The sequence below is a fragment of the Yersinia hibernica genome, assembly GCF_004124235.1.
GTDB lineage: Bacteria > Pseudomonadota > Gammaproteobacteria > Enterobacterales > Enterobacteriaceae > Yersinia > Yersinia hibernica.
Genome location: NZ_CP032487.1, coordinates 2,018,927 through 2,039,281 on the forward strand (window position 1 = coordinate 2,018,927; position 20,355 = coordinate 2,039,281).

The window sequence follows — 20,355 nt, forward strand, 5'->3', positions numbered from 1 at the left end:
CGCTTTCTCATCGGGTTGTGCAGCACGAATAAAGGTGTTAACGCACAGGATGAATGTCGTGTAATCGCGTCACATTCAGTGGCCGAAAACCGACGCGATAGCGTGACACTGCCAGGTCATCCGCCAAGATAGCCGGTCGCCTGCCATACATTATATCGGCCAATAATTGGCCGGAACCGCAGGCCATGGTCCAGCCCAAAGTGCCATGACCGGTATTGAGATAAAGGTTTTTAAGTGAAGTGCGGCCCACAATCGGTGTGCCATCCGGTGTCATCGGGCGCAAGCCGGCCCAAAACGTGGCCTGGCTGATATTGCCGCCATGGGGATACAAATCCCCCACCACCATTTCCAAGGTTTCTCGGCGCGCTTGTTCCAGTTGCAGGTTGAACCCGACAATTTCTGCCATGCCGCCAACCCGAATGCGGTCATCAAAACGAGTGATGGCAATCTTATAAGTTTCATCCAGCACCGTGGAAAATGGCGCAGAAGCCGGATCAGTGATGGGAATAGTGAGGGAATAACCTTTTAGTGGATAAACCGGAATAGACACCAACCCCGCCAACAAGGCGGTAGAATAAGCGCCAAAAGCCACCACATAAGCATCGGCTTTAATAATATCATCGCCACACAATACACCCGCGATGTTATCCCCCTCCACCAGCAGTTTATCCACTGAGCGATTGAACATAAATTTCACCCCAGCCTGCTCAGCCATTTTTGCCAGCCGTTCAGTAAACAGCTTGCAGTCCCCAGTTTCATCATTAGGTAGACGCAAACCACCGGTGAGTTTATGTGCAACTTTTGCCAATGCGGGTTCCACGGTGGCTAATTGACTCGCAGTTAATAGTGAATACGGCACGCCAGCATCATCTAATACCGCAATATCTTTGGCGGCATTATCAAATTGCTGTTCAGTGCGGAATAATTGCAGTGTCCCCCCCTGACGCCCTTCATATTGAATGCCAGTATCTTCGCGCAAGTCTTTTAAACAATCACGGCTGTACTCAGCCAGCCGCACCATGCGACTTTTATTAAGCATATAGTGGGATGTGTCGCAGTTTCTTAGCATTTGCCACATCCAGCGCAACTGGGCGGCACTGCCATCAAGATGAATAGCCAACGGCGCATGGCGCTGGAACATCCATTTGATGGCTTTCAATGGCACACCGGGGGCCGCCCAAGGGGCCGCGTAGCCGGGAGATATCTGGCCCGCGTTACCGGCGCTGGTTTCCTGAGCCGGGCCATCCTGCCGGTCAATCACCGTGACATCATGGCCATCTTTCGCTAAGTACCAAGCACTGGCTACCCCCACCACACCACTACCTAAAATGACCACGCGCATATCATCCCCCCACACCCAATATGCATCAAAAGCATAATATTCTGTTGACAGAAAATTAACCCAGCAGAAAAAACTGTCCAACAGATTAATTATAGACTGTGACTTTATTCACAATTAATTTACGTCTTAATGACTTTTCACTTCAATAGTGGGAAAGAAATAGCGATAAAATGCTATTTTTAGCCGGTTATCCAAAGGAATAACTGAAAAAACCGCTCATTATCGCTATTAACAGCATTAATAATCAGCATATTGTGCAAGATGGTTTTATTGGTTTTATATTCCGTAAAATTAGTATTTATTCAGAATAATAATCCGATTAAATCTTTTTTAAGATTATTGATTCTGTTGCTTAGAAATAATCTAAATTAAAGTATATCAGCGCCATCTTAATGCCGGTGATATCAAAGATGGCGGATATTCATTGACATAAGGTCTTGCCATGCCTCAATTTGTTCATATTGAGCTAGGATTATTGAAGTGACCAGTATTTTGCAGGGTTATAAAACCGTGAGGATGCGCTAATGACAACTTCAACATCGAAACACACCGCGCAAGATAAGCGCCTGACTGACGGCCCGGACTGGACATTTGAATTGTTACAGGTCTATCTGGATCAAATAGACCGGGTGGCAAAACATTACCGGCTCGACACCTATCCGCACCAGATAGAGGTCATCACCTCAGAACAAATGATGGATGCCTATTCAAGTATTGGCATGCCAATCAATTATACCCATTGGTCATTTGGTAAGAAGTTTATTGAAACCGAGCAAAAATATAAACAAGGCCAACAGGGATTAGCCTATGAGATTGTGATTAACTCCAATCCTTGTATTGCTTATTTAATGGAAGAAAACACCATTACGATGCAAGCCTTGGTGATGGCTCACGCCTGCTACGGTCATAATTCTTTCTTTAAGAATAACTATTTATTCCGTGCCTGGACGGATGCCAGCTCGATTGTTGATTATTTGTTATTTGCCCGTCATTACATCAGTGAATGCGAAGAGCGCTATGGGGTGGAAGAAGTTGAGCGCCTACTGGATTCTTGCCATGCGCTGATGAATTATGGCGTTGACCGCTATAAACGCCCGCAAAAAATTTCATTGGTTGAGGAAACTGCGCGTCAAAAAAGCCGAGAGGAATATCTGCAAAGTCAGGTCAATTCATTGTGGAAAACATTGCCACGTAAAGACCGGGAAGAAGTGCAAGCCCAAGCTCAGCGCTATCCAAGTGAGCCACAAGAAAACCTGCTCTACTTTATGGAGAAGAATGCGCCGCTGTTAGAATCCTGGCAGCGAGAAGTGCTGCGGATCGTGCGTAAAGTGAGCCAATATTTTTATCCGCAGAAACAAACCCAAGTAATGAATGAAGGCTGGGCCACTTTCTGGCACTACACTATTTTGAACCATCTGTATGACGAGGGGCGGGTCAGTGATCGGTTTATGATGGAATTCCTGCATAGCCACACCAATGTTGTGTATCAACCGCCGTATAACAGCCCCTATTACAGTGGTATTAACCCTTATGCCCTTGGGTTTGCCATGTTCCAAGATATCAAACGTATCTGTCAATCGCCTACCGAGGAGGACTATTACTGGTTCCCAGATATTGCCGGGAAAGATTGGCTGGACACCTTGCACTTTGCCATGCGCGACTTTAAAGACGAAAGTTTCATTAGTCAGTTCTTATCACCGAAAGTGATGCGCGATTTCCGACTCTTTACCGTGTTGGATGATGATAAGAATAACTACCTGGAAATTTCAGCTATTCATAATGAAGAAGGCTATCGTGCTATCCGCAATGAATTATCTGCTCAATATAATTTGAGTAATCACGAGCCTAATATCCAGGTCTGGAATGTTGACCTGCGAGGAGACCGCTCTCTGACGCTGCGCTATATTCCTCATGACCGGGCACCACTGGATAAAAGTCGCCAGCAAGTGATGAAACATATTCATCGGCTTTGGGGATTTGATATTCATATGGAGCAACTCAATGATGATGGCACGATTGAACTGCTCGACAGCATTCCACCCAGAGTGAATAAACTTTAATACCGGCACGATACTTCGCTGATATTGAACTAAAAAGGGGCACTTAGGCCCCTTTTCTTACTTTACGTCACCGTCTAACGGCGCGCTTCAGCCAAGTCGCTTGGCATAGTGCCCTGCATGCTGTGCCAGATTGCGCCGCTCTCTTTACCATAGGTGCGTAGGCAATCTACCACTTGGTCATGGGCTTTCTCATCACACAGCACCGACAACCGACTATAAAACGTCAATGCCAACTTACGCGCTTCTGGATTTGAGAAATAATACCGCCCGACACGTGTATAAAGCCCTTTCAATCCATTGAGGATCAGGCCGTAGATAGGGTTACCTGAAGCAAAAGCCAAACCACGGAAAATACCGTAATCCAGTGCCGTGAAAGACTCGGCGCTATCATCAACCGTTTGCGCTTGAGCCAGAATTTCCTGCGCCTTTTCCGGATGATTGCGAATAGCCGTGCGGACAAAGATGGTGGCGATATTCGTTCGGACAGCCAGTAAGTTGTCTATCAACTGTGGCACGCTGTCGTGGTCAAGCCGCGCCAGTGTTTCCAAAATATTAAGACCAGATGTCTCCCAAAAGTTGTTTACTTTCGTCGGTTTACCGTGCTGAATAGTGAGCCAGCCATCGCGGGCTAACCGTTGCAGCACTTCACGCAATGTTGTGCGGGTCACTCCAATCAGCTCTGAAAGTTCACGCTCCGCGGGCAAAATTGTGCCTGGAGGGAAGCGATTATTCCAAATACTTTCAATAATATACTCTTCCGCGAAACCGGCAGGACTTTGCGCCTTTATAACCATATTTTTTGACGTTCCGTAGCGATACATATCAGCAATTTAGTGCGCTCATCATACCAGACGACTGAATGCTGATATAGCGCCAGAGTCGAACAAATGGTGAAAGCAGTCATAAAGTTGCAAAAATTGCACAGATGGAATGATGAACAGATTATACATATTGCTTTTAGGCGAATAACGTAAAGTAAAATATAACTTTGGGCAGTAATAACATCATAATAATTTACTAAGGAGACCGTAACTCACGATGGATATGACCATTAGACAAGCTGTGCTTAGGAATTTTCTGGGTGGCTCACCCGATTGGTACAAACTGGCCATTATAGGATTTCTCGTCATTAATCCATTGATATTCTTCTTTGTCAGCCCTTTCGTTGCTGGTTGGATGCTGGTTATTGAGTTTATCTTTACATTGGCAATGGCACTGAAATGTTATCCCCTACAACCTGGCGGTTTATTGGCTATTCAGGCCGTCGCTATCGGCATGACCAGCCCGAATCAGGTCGCAGAAGAGATAGCGAATAACCTTGAAGTCCTGTTGCTGCTGATATTTATGGTCGCTGGCATCTACTTTATGAAGCAGCTACTGCTGTTTATTTTTACCAAGCTGCTGTTGAGTATCCGCTCAAAAGTCATGCTTTCATTGGCTTTCTGTGTGGCAGCTGCTTTCCTTTCAGCCTTCCTCGACGCGCTGACAGTTATCGCCGTGGTCATTAGCGTGTCCGTCGGTTTCTATACTATTTATCATCATGTGGCATCAAATCATGCGGATAAAGATATCAATGATGACAGTTGGATAGATAGCCAGGAAAATCGCAAAACACTGGAACAATTCAGAGCATTTTTGCGCAGTCTGATGATGCATGCCGGTGTAGGGACGGCCTTGGGGGGGGTGATGACCATGGTAGGGGAGCCGCAAAACCTGATTATCGCCAAAAGTACGGGTTGGCATTTTGGTGATTTCTTCCTGCGGATGCTGCCCGTTACCCTACCGGTGCTGTGCTGCGGGCTATTGGTTTGCCTACTGGTGGAGCATTTTAAGCTATTTGGCTATGGTGCGCCGCTGCCCGAGCGCGTCCGTCAAGTTTTAACCGAGTATGACCAACAAGCCAGCGCAAAGCGCAGCCGGCAGGAGAAAGTCAAACTGCTGGTTCAAGCGCTGATTGGGGTTTGGCTGGTGCTCGCCTTGGCATTGCATTTGGCCGAAGTCGGTTTGGTCGGGTTGTCAGTGATAATCCTCGCCACCTCATTGTGCGGCATTACCAATGAGCATGCGCTCGGCAAGGCGTTTCAGGAAGCATTGCCTTTCACCGCCCTACTTACCGTGTTTTTTGCTGTGGTCGCAGTAATTATCGAACAAAGTTTATTCACCCCCATTATCCAATTTGTGTTGCAATCTTCGCCATCAGCCCAGTTATCCCTGTTTTATCTGTTTAATGGCCTGCTCTCTTCGGTGTCTGATAATGTTTTTGTCGGCACCGTGTACATCAATGAAGCACGAAAAGCCTTTGAACTGGGTGTTATCTCACTGCAACAGTTTGAATTATTAGCCGTCGCTATCAATACCGGGACGAACCTGCCCTCGGTTGCTACCCCAAATGGGCAAGCCGCGTTCTTATTCCTATTAACCTCTGCACTTGCCCCGTTAATTCGTCTATCCTATGGGCGCATGGTCTACATGGCATTGCCTTATACTCTGGTGATGACCGGGGTTGGCCTGCTCGGCGTTGAATACTTGTTAGTGCCGATGACGGAGTGGATGATGCAAAATGGCTGGATAAGTTTGCCTCATATCGCTGCGGGGGTTAGCATTACACACTGATTGCTTGCATTATAGTCTGCGCCAGCCCGGCACTCTTTCTCTCACGATGAGGTTAAGATGGCTGGCAAAACAAACCAATATCTCACCCCAAGCAAAATTGCTGCGCGTGGTGGTGGCAAGACGCGAGAAATAACTGATTTTTGCCTAATTTTACCCTTGGGTAGCTGGCAGCCAAGATGAATTGGTTTACACTGCCAGTACAATTGCTTACTGCATGGAAAATAAAGATATGTTGCAATTTCTTAACCGCTGCTCTAAAGGGCGCGGTGCTTGGCTATTAATGGCCCTGACTGCACTTGTATTAGAATTGGTGGCGCTCTATTTTCAACACGTGATGCTGTTACAGCCTTGTGTTATGTGTATTTATGAACGTGCCGCATTATTCGGGATTCTGGGTGCATCACTGCTGGGCGCTATCGCACCTAAATCCCCCTTGCGCTATCTGGCTATTCTTATCTGGATTTACAGCGCCTGGAGAGGTGTTCAGTTAGCTTGGGTACACACAATGCTACAATTACATCCATCGCCATTCACAACCTGCGATTTCTTTGTGAGCTTCCCCGCATGGTTGCCACTCGACAAATGGATGCCGGCCATTTTTGTTGCCAGTGGCGATTGCTCGGTAAAACAGTGGGAATTCCTGTCGCTGGAGATGCCACAGTGGTTAGTGGGTATCTTTGCCGCTTACCTGCTGATGGCCGTATTAGTGCTTATCAGCCAGTTTGTTAAGCCGAAAAGACGTGATTTGTTTAGCCGATAACTTTCATACATATCTTTATCTATTTAAGGCGCCTAAATATGGCGCCTTTTTTATCTTCATAAAAACCAAAAGGCTGCCATTTGGCAGCCTCATTTCACCCTCATCAAGAAACTATGCTTTGGTATGAGTGCAAATATATTGGCTGACTTGCTCACCATCAACAATCGCCAGACGAATTGGCATGGTAGAGATGTTAAGAGCAGCAATAACCTGTTCTTGGTTATTGGCCTTCTGGAAGATTAATGACTCTCCCTGCCCTTCAGGATTAACTTTAACAAACTGAAAGACTGACTTATCAATGGTCAGTTGCTGATTCGGCCCATCCAATACCGCGGAAAGGCTCCCCCCCTCTTTCAATTCGCAGTCAAGATTAATTAATGACGCCCCTGCGGCCTGAACCTGATGTGAAACACTAGCTAAAGTAGCGGAGATGCCGATGATGACAGCGGCTAAAGTTGAATATTTCATTTTTAAGTTTCTTGGTTAAATTTCGCCGTCAGTATGCCATATCTGACTTATTAATGGTGACGAGTTATCTGGCCCACTGTGGTTTATTCAAAATATGGTCTTGCCAGTCAATGACCTCACTCTCCCGCACTGCAATGTGACGAACCGAAATCCGCTCACCATGCATGGCGGATTTTGAGCCCGTCAGTAATGGGTGCCAATGAGGTAAATCATGACCTTCACCAATTAAACGATAAGCACAGGTCGGCGGTAACCAATCAAAAGTCACCAAGTTTTCGCGGGTTAACTTGATGCAATCTTCTTCTAATTCAAAACGGCGCTCATAATGACGACATTGACAGGTTTTAATATTAAGCTGATCGCAAGCCACATTAGTGAAATAGATCTCATCAGTGTCTTCATCAATCAATTTATTCAAACAACATTGCCCGCATCCGTCGCACAGAGATTCCCATTCGCTATCAGACATTTCAGCGAGTGTTTTTTGTTGCCAAAAAGGAAGTTGTGACATGGCGGTATCCGGTATAGTTAATAAACGTAGGGTTAAATGAGCGGGTCGTTATAGACGCTTTAGCTACCAGATGCAAGTTTTGCCGCCTGAATAACAACACAAGCGGCATAGATTGGCTTAGATTATACGGGTGTTCAACGTCTTACCATTCAGCATAATTTTTAGCATATCGCCGGAGATAATCGGCCCCACCCCCTGCGGCGTGCCGGTCAAAACAACATCGCCGGCGCGCAACGTAAAGAAGCGGCTAATGTAACTTATCAATGGAATGATAGGCGTAATCATATCGCGGGTATTGCCCTGCTGACGGATTTCATCATTAATGGTTAGAGATAAATCGACCTGTTGGGCATCACCAAATTCAGCGACCGGTATAAAACCCGAAATCGGGCACGAACCATCAAATGCCTTGGACTTTTCCCATGGCTGGCCCGCTTTCTTCAACCCGGATTGTAATTCACGCAATGTTAAATCCAATGCCACACCATAGCCCGCAATAGCGCGAGCAACACGGTCTTCACTGGCTTGTTTTAACGGCGTACCAATCAAAACAGCCAATTCAACCTCATGGTGCACCGCACCAAACTCTTTAGGAATCGAAACCGGTTGGCGAATATCACACAGAGCCGTTTCAGGTTTAATAAACAACACCGGCTCGGGTGAGGCGGCCCCCCCCATTTCTTTAATATGTTCGGCATAGTTACTGCCCACGCAAACTACTTTATTCACTGGAAAATCCAGTAAAGCCCCTTGCCAGTCTCTATGTTGATACATACTGCCTCTCTTGAATTGACATCCTGATAGACACTGCACCGCGGCCAACACCAAGCGACTTGACCACAGAAATTATTGCCCCATGCTATTGACCATCATACTGTCTGCCATCATACCAATGCTGATAGCGAAATAGTAAGAGCGGTTCCAGTGCATAATGGCTCTAAAGTTATCATAAACCAGAAACGCGCGCCCTTGCACATCATCGGGCACGATAACCCAAGCACGCCAGTCAGGATTAGCCGCATTACCCTTAGCTACAACACCGAGTTGCTGCCACTGCGCGACTGTTTTGGCTTGGCTATCTTTCAAACCGGCAAGAGCAAGATTGAAGTTCACTGGCAACTGAGCTTCCTGACCCCAACCGACACCCGGTTGCCAACCCTCAGTAGACAGATAGTTAGCGGTGGAAGCAAATACATCATCAATATTATGCCAAATATCGACCTTCCCATCACCATCACCGTCCGCACCATAGGTGAGGAAAGAGCTCGGCATAAACTGGCTTTGCCCCATGGCTCCGGCCCATGATCCTTTCAATTGCGGGTCATCAACGCGACCTTGCTGAATAATCTCCAGCGCCGCCATCAACTCTTGGGTGAAAAACGCCTCTCGCCGCCCTTCAAATGCCAATGTCGACAAAGCAGAAATCACATCCTCTTTACCTTGAATCTGACCAAAACTGCTTTCCATCCCCCACAGCGCCACAATGTAGCGCTCCGGTACCCCATAGCGCGCGGTGACTTGGGATAACTGGGGTTGGTAGCGCCGATAAATTTCTTGGCCCTGCGCTATTTTAGTCGGCGTCAAAACTTTGGCGAGGTAATCATCCAATGTGACTTTCTTTTCTAACTGATTACGATCAGATTGGACGACTCTATCAACAAAATGAATATTTGCGAAAGCAATATCCAAGGTGGCATCACTGATACCCTTCGCGCGGGCTTGGGCTTTCAATTGTGCAACATACGCCGCAAATTGTGCGGGATCCCGCCCCTGCTCGGATAACATTTTTTTGCTGTGATTCACCGGGGATGGGCCTGCTGCAGATTGCGCTGCAGCAGTCAGAGCAGGTATCGGCGCTGCGGTATTCTTATTGGCACATCCCATCAATATCACCGCCGCCATGGTGACTGTCATCATTGATAATTTCATCGACGCGCTCCTTTATAAAATGATAGCCAGTGAGGAAGTTGGGCGCTTAAAATCAGTCGAGTGTCACACTGTGACATCCCGCTCTTTATCATGATGGCTGCCATCAAGCTATTTTGATACTGCATCGGCGCTAGGCTTTCGTTGCACCCAAATGCATTTTCAATAAACTTTCTGGTGGCGGTGGCACTTGCAGGTAAAAACCCTGTTCAACAAGTGCGTTCTTCACTTTCTCGATATCCGCTGTCGCTAAACTTTTGCGCTCATTGAGTGCAAGCAGCATCGCAAATTGTGGTTTGCCAAAACTGGCCAGTAGCTCGGCAGGCACTCGCGAAAAATCATCTTTCTTTTCAATATAAAGATAGGTCTGATCGCGTTTCGAACTTCTGTAAATAGCACAAAGCATATAAAGGACTCTAGTCGAAAAATTCAATAACCATAGCTGGCGATGATAACACGCTCAGCTATGTTACATCGCTGAGATATCAATAGATGGGGATATCGATGCCGATATGGTCAGCGCAAGGGTCTGGAACTAAGTAGGAATTGCTAGCATTGTCTGTGCGTGGGCGTTGCTGTTGTTGCTGCTGCTGGCATTTCTGCTGCTTTTCATTTTCACGCCTTACGGCTTCAGCATCTATGCGCGCTTTTTCTGCATCCAATTGCCGTTGCCACGATTGAGCGTCAACACCGGTCGAACCCAGTGCCTTGCGTTTTTCCAAATAATCTTTAGAAACCTTACTATTGTTTGGCGCTTCAGCGTGATAACTAAAGTCAGCCCCGGCTTTGAGTGGGGTTGATAGGGTAATAACACAGATAAATGATAGCGAGATGAAATTCCTTTTCATCATTAATTTCCTTTAGATTGATTAATGCAGAAAACACAAATTATCACAAAATGATTATCATTCTCAATATTGAATTACTAAAAATCGCTCTAATTCACGTCGTTTTTAGTAAAAAAATAATCCCCGTACACTTTATGACTCATTCGTTTTGCCGATATGCTGCGCAGATTTACACATTACTGAGTGGGATTTCTCCGAAATAATATTGTGAGATATTTCACTACGTAAATAATAACAACATTCCTCCCCTGCGATTTCACCCTCATAAAAGCGATAATATGGTCGCGCATTCCTCTATTTTATAAAAAACAACTTCGCTTGATAAAAAAATGGCCACATTTGATAGAAATGAGTGCCTTTTATGGGCAGCACTAAACGGGTATTAAGTCAGTCTCATTGTTGAAAAAACAAACAATTCAATTACAGTAGTGATATTAGCCAAATATAGACAGGCCAGGGCTAGCGAATAAGCTGAAGTTATGCTGTAATTTCTTGCAAGATTGACGTCAATGCAGCGTTGGGATTTCAATATATTGATACGGATAGATTTCTTTTTATATTACCTATAACATGCTTGGTAAGATCAGAATATTGTACCCCGAATGATATTGCGGGGATTAAACGCAGCTGAAACTGAGTCAGGATAGATGTCACAATCGCCAATTGAGTTAAAAGGCAGTAGTTTTACCCTATCGGTCATTCATTTACATGATTCCCGACCGGAGGTAATCCGTCAGGCATTACAGGAAAAGGTAGAGCAAGCGCCCGCTTTCCTGAAAAACGCCCCTGTTGTGATTAACGTTGCAACGTTACCTAACGGTGCTAACTGGAAAGATCTCCAACAGGCTGTCAGCTCAGCGGGTCTGCGTATTGTTGGCATCAGTGGTTGTCAGGATGAACGTCAAAAACGGGCAATAGCACGGGCAGGTTTACCGTTACTGAGCGAAGGGAAAGGCCAGAAAATGGCCCCAGAGCCCATTATCAGCCCGCCGGAAAATGTTCCTACCAAGACACGAATCATCAACACGCCTGTCCGTTCTGGCCAACAGATTTATGCCCGTAATTGTGATTTGATTGTTATCAGCAGTGTCAGCGCCGGCGCTGAATTAATTGCCGACGGCAATATTCATATCTATGGAATGATGCGAGGTCGTGCGCTAGCAGGTGCATCAGGTGATGCTCAATGCCAGATTTTTTGCACGCATCTGGGTGCTGAGCTAGTCTCTATCGCAGGGCAATACTGGTTGAGTGATCAAATCCCCAGTGATTATTTTGGTCAAGCTGCGCGGTTGCATCTGCTGAATAACGCATTAACTATACAACCTTTAAATTAAGCCCTTTTGACAAGGAATCCATTTCATGGCACGCATTATTGTTGTTACATCGGGTAAAGGGGGCGTTGGCAAGACCACATCAAGCGCGGCTATCGCAACCGGCTTGGCCCAAAAAGGTAAAAAAACCGTGGTTATCGATTTCGATATCGGTCTGCGGAACCTAGACTTGATTATGGGTTGTGAACGCCGAGTGGTTTATGATTTTGTTAATGTCATTCAAGGTGACGCCACTTTGAACCAAGCATTAATAAAAGATAAGCGCACAGATAATCTGTATATTCTGCCCGCTTCTCAAACTCGGGATAAAGACGCCCTGACTAAAGAGGGTGTTGAAAAGATTTTAAACGATCTTGGCGAAATGAATTTCGAGTTCGTGGTGTGTGACTCACCCGCAGGTATCGAAAGCGGTGCTTTGATGGCGTTGTATTTTGCTGACGAAGCGGTCATTACGACAAACCCTGAAGTTTCATCTGTTCGTGACTCTGACCGTATCCTTGGGATATTGTCATCCAAGTCACGCCGTGCTGAAAATGGCCAGGAACCGATTAAAGAACATCTGCTGTTGACCCGCTACAATCCAGGGCGTGTTAATCGCGGCGATATGCTTAGCATGGAAGATGTCCTCGACATTCTGAGGATCCCACTGGTTGGCGTTATTCCAGAAGATCAGTCCGTACTGCGCGCGTCGAACCAAGGCGAGCCGGTGATCCTGGACAAAGAGTCAGATGCTGGTAAAGCTTATGACGATACCGTTGACCGTTTGCTAGGAGAAGAACGTCCCTTCCGCTTCATCGAAGAAGAGAAGAAGGGCTTCCTGAAACGCCTTTTTGGGGGATAAACCATGGCTTTGTTAGACTTTTTTCTGTCCCGCAAAAAACCGACAGCCAATATAGCCAAGGAACGGCTGCAAATTATCGTCGCAGAGCGCCGTCGTGGGGACAGTGAGCCCCATTACTTGCCTGACTTGAAACGCGATATTTTGGCGGTTATTTGTAAATACATCCAGATTGACCCTGAAATGCTGCATGTTCAATTTGAGCAAAAAGGGGATGATATTTCGGTGCTAGAACTTAACGTGACATTACCGGAAACGGAAGAAACGCCTAAATGATTTCTTCGCGATAACTATCCCCTGTATTTATTTACAGGGGAAATTTCTTTTTTTGGCTGTATATATAGCCAGGCTTATTTTTGTTAGATATACACCCGCCAGAGCTAATAATCTTTAACCCTATTTCTGCTATTCATAAACGGGTTATCAATTAAAATTCAAATACCCAGAGTGAAGTTCCCCCCACCCTGAATATCAATTAATATTGTTGTAAAATTTCAGCCAATGGCGCAGATAATAAATCACCACGCCAGCCACTTAATAATTCAGGCTCACTCTCTGTGGATTTCAGTTTCCAATGCCAACTGAGTAATTGGTTTATTTGGCGACGTGACGCCAGTAACTCGCTACTTAACCCACTACGCTCACTGACGGACATAATGAGTGCTTTAATATCTTTAAAGACTTTCTTGTAACTCGGTTGATCAATCAGATTAATAACCGGCGGAGGCAATTGTTCGTCCGCAACAGCATTACCTTCAGCCACCAATGCCAGCAAAGTGCGGCCATGATAGCGAATTTCTTGCCCACTTAAACCCAAAGAATCCAGCTCACCCAACGAGGTTGGCTGATAACGGGCAACTTGCCATAAGTTCTCTTCGCGGACAACAAAGTTTACCGCCAGGTCGCGTTCACGAGCCTGACGCAAACGCCATGCAGCCAACTTTTGCAAACAAGCCAACTGATGGCCGCGTAACTGCCAAGCATTGGTGATTTCACGGTAGGCTAATTCTGGATCGAGTATTTCACTACGCCGGCGACACAGTAGCTCACACTCATCTTTTGCCGCGTCCATACGCCCTGCGGCTTCAGTTGCTGCCACTAATTTAGCCGCCAGCGGTAACAGGTAAAATACATCCGCAGCCGCGTAATCACACTGTTTTTCACTGAGTGGCCGGGCAATCCAGTCCGTGCGAGATTCGCTTTTATCTAATTCGATACCTTCAAACTCATTCACCAGCATGGCAAAACCACAAGATAATGTACGGCCAGTAAATGCAGCCAATACTTGTGTATCAATCATAGGGGTGGGCATTTGCTCAAAGGCATTCAAGAATACTTCCAGATCTTCGCTACCGGCATGGAGATATTTCACCACATTCAGGTCTTGTAGCAACTCACGGAAAGGTTGCCACTGGGTGATGGGCAACGGGTCAATCAGTGAAAGTTGCTCACCGTCATACAGTTGAATCAGGCCCAACTGAGGATAGTAAGTGCGGGTTCTAACAAACTCGGTATCCAGTGCAACGTGGGCATGGGTTCGAGCTTGTTCGCAAACCTGCTGCAAGGCACTGTCGGTCGTGATCAACTGATAATTCAAAACGTGATTCTCTATATAGTCGTTAGTTCTATGGCAAACACAACAACGCCGGTGATAACCGGCGTTGTTGATGATGATTGAGTGATTCCCTCGTTAAGCTAAGCGGCGTTTTGCTCACTCGACTTAGTCTTAATCTGCTCGTCACGCAGTTCCCTGCGCAAAATTTTGCCAACATTCGATTTCGGCAATTCGTCACGGAACTCTACTATTTTCGGTACTTTATACCCTGTTAGGTAGCGGCGGCAATGGGTTAGCAGCTCTTCCTGCGTCAATGAGGCATCTTTTTTCACGACAAACAATTTTACTGTCTCACCGGAGACCTCATTAGGCACGCCAACAGCCGCAGACTCCAGCACTTTCGCATGCAACGCCACCACATCTTCAATCTCATTAGGGTAGACGTTAAAACCCGAGACCAAAATCATATCCTTTTTACGGTCAACAATGCGCAAGAAACCTTGTTCGTCTAGCGTCGCGATATCACCCGTTGCCAGCCAACCCTCTTTCAGCACTTCATCGGTCGCATCTGGCCGCTGCCAATAGCCTACCATAACTTGTGGCCCACGCACCCATAGTTCGCCCGGCTGCCCCAACGCAACATCGTGCCCCTCATCATCAACTAGCCGAACATCCGTTGAAGGGACGGGTAGGCCAATACTGCCACTGTAATGTTTCAAATCATAAGGATTGCCGGTCACTAAAGGCGAACATTCGGTCAAACCATAGCCTTCCAGCAAATGCTTGCCGGTCAGCTTTTCCCACTTCTCCGCTACCGCCTTTTGTACTGGCATACCACCGCCGACTGAGAGCCGCAATGATGAGAAGTCTAACTTGGTGAATTCCTCATTATTTAACAGCGCATTAAATAACGTATTGACCCCCGTCATCGCCGTGAACGGATAGCGGCTGAGTTCTTTCACCATCCCTGGAATATCACGCGGGTTAGTGATTAATAAGCTGCGCCCGCCTAGCTCGATAAACAGCAGGCAGTTCATGGTCAACGCAAAAATATGATAGAGCGGCAGCGCCGTCACGACCAATTCATGGCCCGGCTGTAACAATGGCGCATAAGCCGCCTTAGCTTGTTCCAGATTCGACTGCATATTGCGGTGAGTGAGCATTGCGCCTTTCGCCACGCCGGTGGTGCCGCCAGTATATTGCAAGAATGCCATATCGGTATTGATGACATCCGGCTTCACATACTGCATGCGCCGGCCTTTCTGTAATGCGGTGCGAAATGAAATGGCATCAGGTAAATAGTATTTCGGCACCAAGCGCTTAATATATTTCACCACGAAATTGACCAGTGTACCTTTGGCAGTCGACAATTGGTCACCCATGCGGGTCAAAATAACGTGCTTAACTTGGGTTTTAAAAACGACTTTTTCCAGTGTGTGGGCAAAGTTAGAAACAATAACAATAGCCGCAGCCCCACTATCATTGAGCTGATGCTCCAACTCTCGCGGCGTATACAGTGGGTTAACATTCACCACAACCATACCTGCACGCAAAATACCAAACAAGGCGATAGGATATTGCAGCAGGTTGGGCATCATTAATGCCACGCGGTCGCCTTTTTGTAACCCCAGACCTTGCTGGAGATAGGCGGCGAAAGCACGGCTACGCTCCTCCAGCTTACGGAAGGTCATCACCTCCCCCATATTGATAAACGCAGGTTGGTCCGCATAGCGCAATGCTGCGTTTTCAAACATTTCCACCAAAGAAGAATAGCGATCCGGGTCAATTTCTGCGGGCACATCTGCCGGATATCGTTTTAGCCATACTTTTTCCAAGGTAGCGCTCCTGAATTATTATTGGTCGCCAATATATAAAAGCCAACGAACTTACATCAGAACTTTAACAATATTTTAACTCAGCGTACCAGTTTGCTTTTAAACAATTTTGAGGTTGAGATATAGGTCACTATTTTCTGCTGCTGAGACACCACAATCAGGCCATCTGGCAAATATTCACAAGTCGCGGTTAATAAAATCAATTTATCATCGTTTTTTATGATGTTATTTAAGATAACCATTTGATTGTAATAAAAAGGGCGCTGAATTCAGCGCCCTTATCTTCGTCACGGGTAAGTTTATGCTGCCAACCCACTATTCCGTCACAATAGTTTGTATCTGTGCCGGCCCCGGACTGTACCATCCCCCCCATTCCGGGCCCCACATGCCCGGATAGTGGTAACCCCAAGGGCCCATCACCGGTGGCATGATAACTTGCTGTTCAAGATGCCAGCGCTTATAACCTGTCGCATTCATCACCACAAAGTCATAAGGAGTCCTGCCAATCTTCCCGGCTTCAACTCCGGTAATCGGCCCGACAACCGTGACAAGATGCCCTCGGAAATCGACGGGATCCAGGAAACCATTCACATAAGCAATGACTCGCCCCTGTGAAGGCTCACCCAAAATGGGTCTAGCACCTGAATCTAGCGGCACACTGGCGATTTCCAGCCGGGTACGATGAGCCTCATTAGTAACATTAATGACTGAGCCACCAAAACGCGCTTCCTGACCAATAAATACCTTAGGATCAGTGCGCACCAAATTTAGATTTTGCTGCGGTGTAGCGGTTGTCCCCTGAATCGCGGGAGGGATGGTGACACAACCGGAAAGCAGCAAAACACCCAACCCCAGCCCGGCAGACAGCCATTTACGGCTTCTGTTTTTTATAGATTGAGTTGCTGACGTATTTGTCGTCATAGCATGCTGCTCCTTATCATATCTAAAGCTATGTTAATATTTTAGACGCTAAACAGGATGATAAGTTGCGCTACCTTAAATAATTCGCGTGGTGGGAAGGCGGGTATGCCCTTAATTTTTCAAGTCACCCCGCCATCAACCCATTCTAGCGGCCCGGCAGTTTTTTCCAGGTCACTTCATTGCGCAGATACACCGGCTCAGCATTTTCCACACTGACCACCTGCCCGGCTATCCAGGAAGATAATGCCAGTGGCAACATATCTTCGGCATGTGGCAAGGTTATTTGGCCGTCAGTCAGCACAATGTGGCTGTCGCTAATCAAATCAGGGTAGGTCTGCCAGCCAGTGCCCACTGTGGCCCAAGTGCCGCTCAACACCTGAGCGCGCACCAATGCTTGCGCTGGGGTCATCACAGCTTCAGTGGCTTCTCCCAGCCAATGCCCGGCATCATCGCGAGCAAACTCCCCCCAATAGACTTCGCCCATACGAGCATCTATCGCCGCTAATACCCGGGAAGCACCCATTAGGCGAAATGCCCCCTGAGCCATGGTTTGCAAGGTGGAAACACCAATCATCGGCAAGTCAGCACCCAATGCCAGCCCCTGACCAATCCCGATACCAATGCGCACCCCGGTAAAACTGCCAGGGCCGCGGCCAAAAGCAAGGGCATCGAGTTGTTGTAGTGACAGGCCCGACTCCGCTAGCACTTGCTGCACCATCGGTAAAATTCGTTGAGTGTGTTCTCGTGGGCAAAGTTCAAATAGCGCCTGAACTTCGCCGTTGTTCCAGAGTGCGACAGAGCAAGCTTCTGTTGCGGTATCTATCGCTAAAATTCGCGTGGACATGCCAACCTCGGCAGGAAAAGAGTATGAATTCAACACAGGGCGCGCATGATAGCACACCCTTCCTGGCTTTTCCCTCAATCACGCTGCTTGAGAAAAGCGATGGCTTTCGCCAGATCGCGGGTTCGTGGTGCAGGTGGCAAACTATTGAGGAACATCGCGCCATACGGGCGCATGACGAGCCGATTATCACAGATGACCAGCACGCCGCGGTCGTCAATGTCACGAATCAAGCGCCCCACCCCTTGTTTCAGAGTAATCACGGCATCCGGCAATTGCACATCATTGAACGGATCACCGCCGCGCAGACGGCAATCTTCAATACGCGCTTTCAACAACGGGTCATCTGGCGATGTAAATGGCAGTTTATCAATAATGACACAAGAGAGAGCATCGCCGCGCACATCAACTCCTTCCCAAAAACTGCTCGTCGCCACCAGCAGTGCATTACCGGCCGCCACAAACTGTGCCAAGAGCTGGCCTTTGCTGGTTTCCCCTTGCACTAACACCGGCAAGGTCATGCTGGCACGGAACTCTTCCGCCAGCCCGCGCATCATCTGGTGAGAAGTACATAAGAAGAAACAGCGCCCTTGGTTGGCATCAATTAACGGTTTTAGCATCACCGCCAGTTTACGTGCGGCCCCCGGCTCATTGGCGGTGGGCAAATTACGCGGCACACACAGCAATGCTTGATTGGCATAGTCAAATGGGCTGGGCAGTAACAGCGTTTGGGCATTGGTCAGCCCCAGCCGTGAGGTGAAATGTGACAACTGGTCATTCACCGATAAAGTCGCGGAGGTGAAGATCCAGCTGCCGGGCTTTTCTTCAATTAATTCGCGAAAACGGTCAGAAACCGAAAGTGGCGTGAGGGCCAAGACAAAATGGCGTGAATTGCATTCATACCAATAACTGTAACCCGGGGTGCTGACATCTTTTAATCGCTTAAGACGATTACGATATACCGTGGCTCTTTCAAAGGCTGCATCCAGCATGGCACTGCGCCCAAGTGACAGTTTCATCACGTCGTAACACAACTCCAGGGCATCATCGAGCAATAACAATGCCCGCTGAATCGCGGGCTGCTCCATCACATCACGCAAATTACCGCGATAGCCCGGATCCCCCAGAACTAAACGAAAATCTTGCGCACTTTGTGTCAGCCGGTCGGCACTTTTTTGTAACTGAGCCGAGTCCCGCACTTCAGTGCGATAAGCAATAATGATGTCTTTCGCCAGATCCATTAACTGCCTGCTGGTCAGTTGTTGGCCAAAATATTGGCTGGCAATATCAGGTATTTGATGGGCTTCATCGAAAATCATCACATCGGCGCTGGGGATTAGCTCAGCAAATCCGCTCTCTTTCACCACCATATCCGCCAGGAATAAATGGTGGTTAACCACCACCACGTCAGCGTCCATCGCCCGGCGGCGGGCTTTCACCACGAAACAATCTTTATACAGCGGGCAATCACTGCCCAGACAGTTATCATTGGTGCTGGTCACTAACGGCCAGACAAAACTGTCTTCCGCCACCTCACCGCAGGTACTGATATCCCCATCAACGGTTTCAGCTGACCAACCACGTAGGCGGACTAAATCCACTAATGTTTCACTGGCTAACTCCCCACCGGCCAGAGATTGCTGCTCCAGTCGCTCCAGACAGAGATAATTCGAGCGCCCTTTGAGCAACGCCAGTTTTCCTTTATATTTTAAGGCGGTAGCAACAGTGGGCAAATCACGGGAATAGAGCTGGTCCTGTAATGCCTTGGAACCGGTCGAGATAATCACTTTGCAATCAGCCCGTAAAGCCGGGGCCAAATAAGCAAATGTTTTGCCCGTCCCGGTACCGGCCTCGACGACCAGTTGCTGTTTGGTAGCAATAGATTCACTGATGGCCGCCGCCATTTGGCGCTGCGACTCTCGGGGGTTAAAACCTGTAATGGCCTGCGCTAATGCGCCGTCTGTTGCAAAATCGTCTGTCACGCGTTCTCTTCCGGGCGAAATCAGCGGTGATTATGCCAAGCCTCAGGCCGCGCGACCACACATTCTCGCGGCAAGCTATGTTACTCTAACGACGAAGCTAACATTGGCATTCACATAAGGGAGTGAAAATGAGTATTGAGCGAATTAATCCAGAAAAGCGTTGGTCCGACGCAGTGGTATTCAACAACACAATTTATTATACCAGCGTACCGGAAAATCTGGAGGCAGATGCCACGGCCCAGACCGCCAATACATTGGCGGCCATTGATATGATGCTGAATCAGCTCGGCTCAGATAAAAGCCGCATTTTGGATGCCACTATTTTTCTGGCAGATAAAGCGGATTTCGCGGCGATGAATGCAGCTTGGGATGCCTGGGTAGTTGATGGTAGCGCGCCGGTGCGCTGTACCGTCGAGGCTAAGTTGATGAATCCAAATTATAAAGTTGAAATCAAAATCATTGCGGCGCTGTAGTTATCAGAAAAAAGTTATCTACCGCCTAAAATAATAAGGGTAGCCATTGGG

General features: G+C 47.4%; 20 protein-coding genes. 7 read left to right on the forward strand and 13 right to left on the reverse strand.

Annotation, left to right across the window (positions count from 1 at the left end; all coding sequences use genetic code 11):
• Positions 1-37: 37 nt before the first annotated feature.
• Entirely contained in the window at positions 38-1,342 is a 1,305-nt protein-coding gene (locus D5F51_RS09470; RefSeq protein WP_129196363.1) for a D-amino acid dehydrogenase, read from the reverse strand.
• A gap of 524 nt (positions 1,343-1,866) precedes the next feature.
• Here D5F51_RS09470 and D5F51_RS09475 point away from each other — a divergent pair.
• Positions 1,867-3,402: a SpoVR family protein gene (locus D5F51_RS09475; protein WP_025378113.1), complete on the forward strand. Its 1,536-nt coding sequence runs from the start codon at positions 1,867-1,869 to the stop codon at positions 3,400-3,402.
• Positions 3,403-3,476: 74 nt separating this feature from the next.
• Here the strand turns inward: D5F51_RS09475 and fadR are convergent, their stop codons facing one another.
• On the reverse strand, positions 3,477-4,196 hold the full coding sequence (gene fadR, locus D5F51_RS09480) for a fatty acid metabolism transcriptional regulator FadR (RefSeq protein WP_025378112.1): 720 nt from the start codon (positions 4,194-4,196) through the stop codon (positions 3,477-3,479).
• Positions 4,197-4,440: 244 nt separating this feature from the next.
• Between fadR and nhaB the strand changes: the two genes are divergently transcribed.
• Complete coding sequence (gene nhaB, locus D5F51_RS09485; protein WP_129196365.1) at positions 4,441-6,015, forward strand: sodium/proton antiporter NhaB; 1,575 nt, start codon at positions 4,441-4,443, stop codon at positions 6,013-6,015.
• Positions 6,016-6,244: 229 nt separating this feature from the next.
• Entirely contained in the window at positions 6,245-6,775 is a 531-nt protein-coding gene (gene dsbB, locus D5F51_RS09490) for a disulfide bond formation protein DsbB (protein WP_129196367.1), read from the forward strand.
• A gap of 111 nt (positions 6,776-6,886) precedes the next feature.
• On the opposite strand, the gene D5F51_RS09495 is transcribed toward dsbB, so the two are convergent.
• The 6 genes from D5F51_RS09495 to D5F51_RS09520 all read right to left on the reverse strand — a co-directional run bounded on the left by D5F51_RS09495 (position 6,887) and on the right by D5F51_RS09520 (position 10,528).
• Positions 6,887-7,243, reverse strand: coding sequence for a hypothetical protein (locus D5F51_RS09495; RefSeq protein WP_129196369.1), 357 nt, complete (start codon positions 7,241-7,243; stop codon positions 6,887-6,889).
• A gap of 64 nt (positions 7,244-7,307) precedes the next feature.
• A complete protein-coding gene (locus D5F51_RS09500) occupies positions 7,308-7,754 on the reverse strand; it encodes a YcgN family cysteine cluster protein (protein ID WP_025378107.1) in 447 nt (148 codons plus the stop codon).
• Positions 7,755-7,871: 117 nt separating this feature from the next.
• Positions 7,872-8,528, reverse strand: a complete 657-nt coding sequence (locus D5F51_RS09505; RefSeq protein ID WP_087768782.1) for a fumarylacetoacetate hydrolase family protein — start codon at positions 8,526-8,528, stop codon at positions 7,872-7,874.
• Positions 8,529-8,600: 72 nt separating this feature from the next.
• Complete coding sequence (locus D5F51_RS09510) at positions 8,601-9,683, reverse strand: lytic murein transglycosylase (protein ID WP_162301718.1); 1,083 nt, start codon at positions 9,681-9,683, stop codon at positions 8,601-8,603.
• 130 nt (positions 9,684-9,813) lie between these two features.
• Complete coding sequence (locus D5F51_RS09515; protein WP_025378106.1) at positions 9,814-10,086, reverse strand: YcgL domain-containing protein; 273 nt, start codon at positions 10,084-10,086, stop codon at positions 9,814-9,816.
• A 79-nt stretch (positions 10,087-10,165) separates the two neighbouring features.
• On the reverse strand, positions 10,166-10,528 hold the full coding sequence (locus D5F51_RS09520) for a hypothetical protein (RefSeq protein WP_162301838.1): 363 nt from the start codon (positions 10,526-10,528) through the stop codon (positions 10,166-10,168).
• A 647-nt stretch (positions 10,529-11,175) separates the two neighbouring features.
• On the opposite strand from D5F51_RS09520, the gene minC reads away from it, so the two are divergent.
• From minC to minE, 3 genes are read left to right on the forward strand one after another with little or no spacing between them, the layout of a single operon-like run.
• On the forward strand, positions 11,176-11,862 hold the full coding sequence (minC, locus tag D5F51_RS09525) for a septum site-determining protein MinC (protein WP_025378104.1): 687 nt from the start codon (positions 11,176-11,178) through the stop codon (positions 11,860-11,862).
• Positions 11,863-11,887: 25 nt separating this feature from the next.
• On the forward strand, positions 11,888-12,700 hold the full coding sequence (minD, locus tag D5F51_RS09530) for a septum site-determining protein MinD (RefSeq protein WP_005163000.1): 813 nt from the start codon (positions 11,888-11,890) through the stop codon (positions 12,698-12,700).
• Between the two features lie 3 nt (positions 12,701-12,703).
• Positions 12,704-12,973 carry a cell division topological specificity factor MinE gene (gene minE, locus D5F51_RS09535; protein WP_002211180.1) on the forward strand — a complete coding sequence of 90 codons (270 nt, stop codon included), beginning with the start codon at positions 12,704-12,706 and terminating at the stop codon, positions 12,971-12,973.
• 199 nt (positions 12,974-13,172) lie between these two features.
• Here minE and rnd read toward each other — a convergent pair whose 3' ends face one another.
• The 5 genes from rnd to yoaA all read right to left on the reverse strand — a co-directional run bounded on the left by rnd (position 13,173) and on the right by yoaA (position 19,831).
• Positions 13,173-14,294, reverse strand: a complete 1,122-nt coding sequence (gene rnd / locus D5F51_RS09540) for a ribonuclease D (RefSeq protein WP_129196373.1) — start codon at positions 14,292-14,294, stop codon at positions 13,173-13,175.
• Positions 14,295-14,392: 98 nt separating this feature from the next.
• Positions 14,393-16,087 (reverse strand): long-chain-fatty-acid--CoA ligase FadD, encoded by a 1,695-nt coding sequence (gene fadD, locus D5F51_RS09545; RefSeq protein ID WP_025378100.1) that lies wholly within the window; start codon positions 16,085-16,087, stop codon positions 14,393-14,395.
• Positions 16,088-16,402: 315 nt separating this feature from the next.
• The gene (locus D5F51_RS09550; RefSeq protein WP_087768779.1) at positions 16,403-17,008 is read right to left on the reverse strand and encodes a Slp family lipoprotein; all 606 of its coding nucleotides are present in this window, start codon (positions 17,006-17,008) and stop codon (positions 16,403-16,405) included.
• A 145-nt stretch (positions 17,009-17,153) separates the two neighbouring features.
• A complete protein-coding gene (gene tsaB, locus D5F51_RS09555) occupies positions 17,154-17,852 on the reverse strand; it encodes a tRNA (adenosine(37)-N6)-threonylcarbamoyltransferase complex dimerization subunit type 1 TsaB (RefSeq protein ID WP_025378099.1) in 699 nt (232 codons plus the stop codon).
• A 74-nt stretch (positions 17,853-17,926) separates the two neighbouring features.
• A complete protein-coding gene (yoaA, locus tag D5F51_RS09560; protein ID WP_129196375.1) occupies positions 17,927-19,831 on the reverse strand; it encodes a DNA repair helicase YoaA in 1,905 nt (634 codons plus the stop codon).
• A gap of 128 nt (positions 19,832-19,959) precedes the next feature.
• Here yoaA and D5F51_RS09565 point away from each other — a divergent pair, with 128 nt between their 5' ends.
• Complete coding sequence (locus D5F51_RS09565; protein ID WP_025378097.1) at positions 19,960-20,304, forward strand: RidA family protein; 345 nt, start codon at positions 19,960-19,962, stop codon at positions 20,302-20,304.
• Positions 20,305-20,355: the final 51 nt, after the last annotated feature.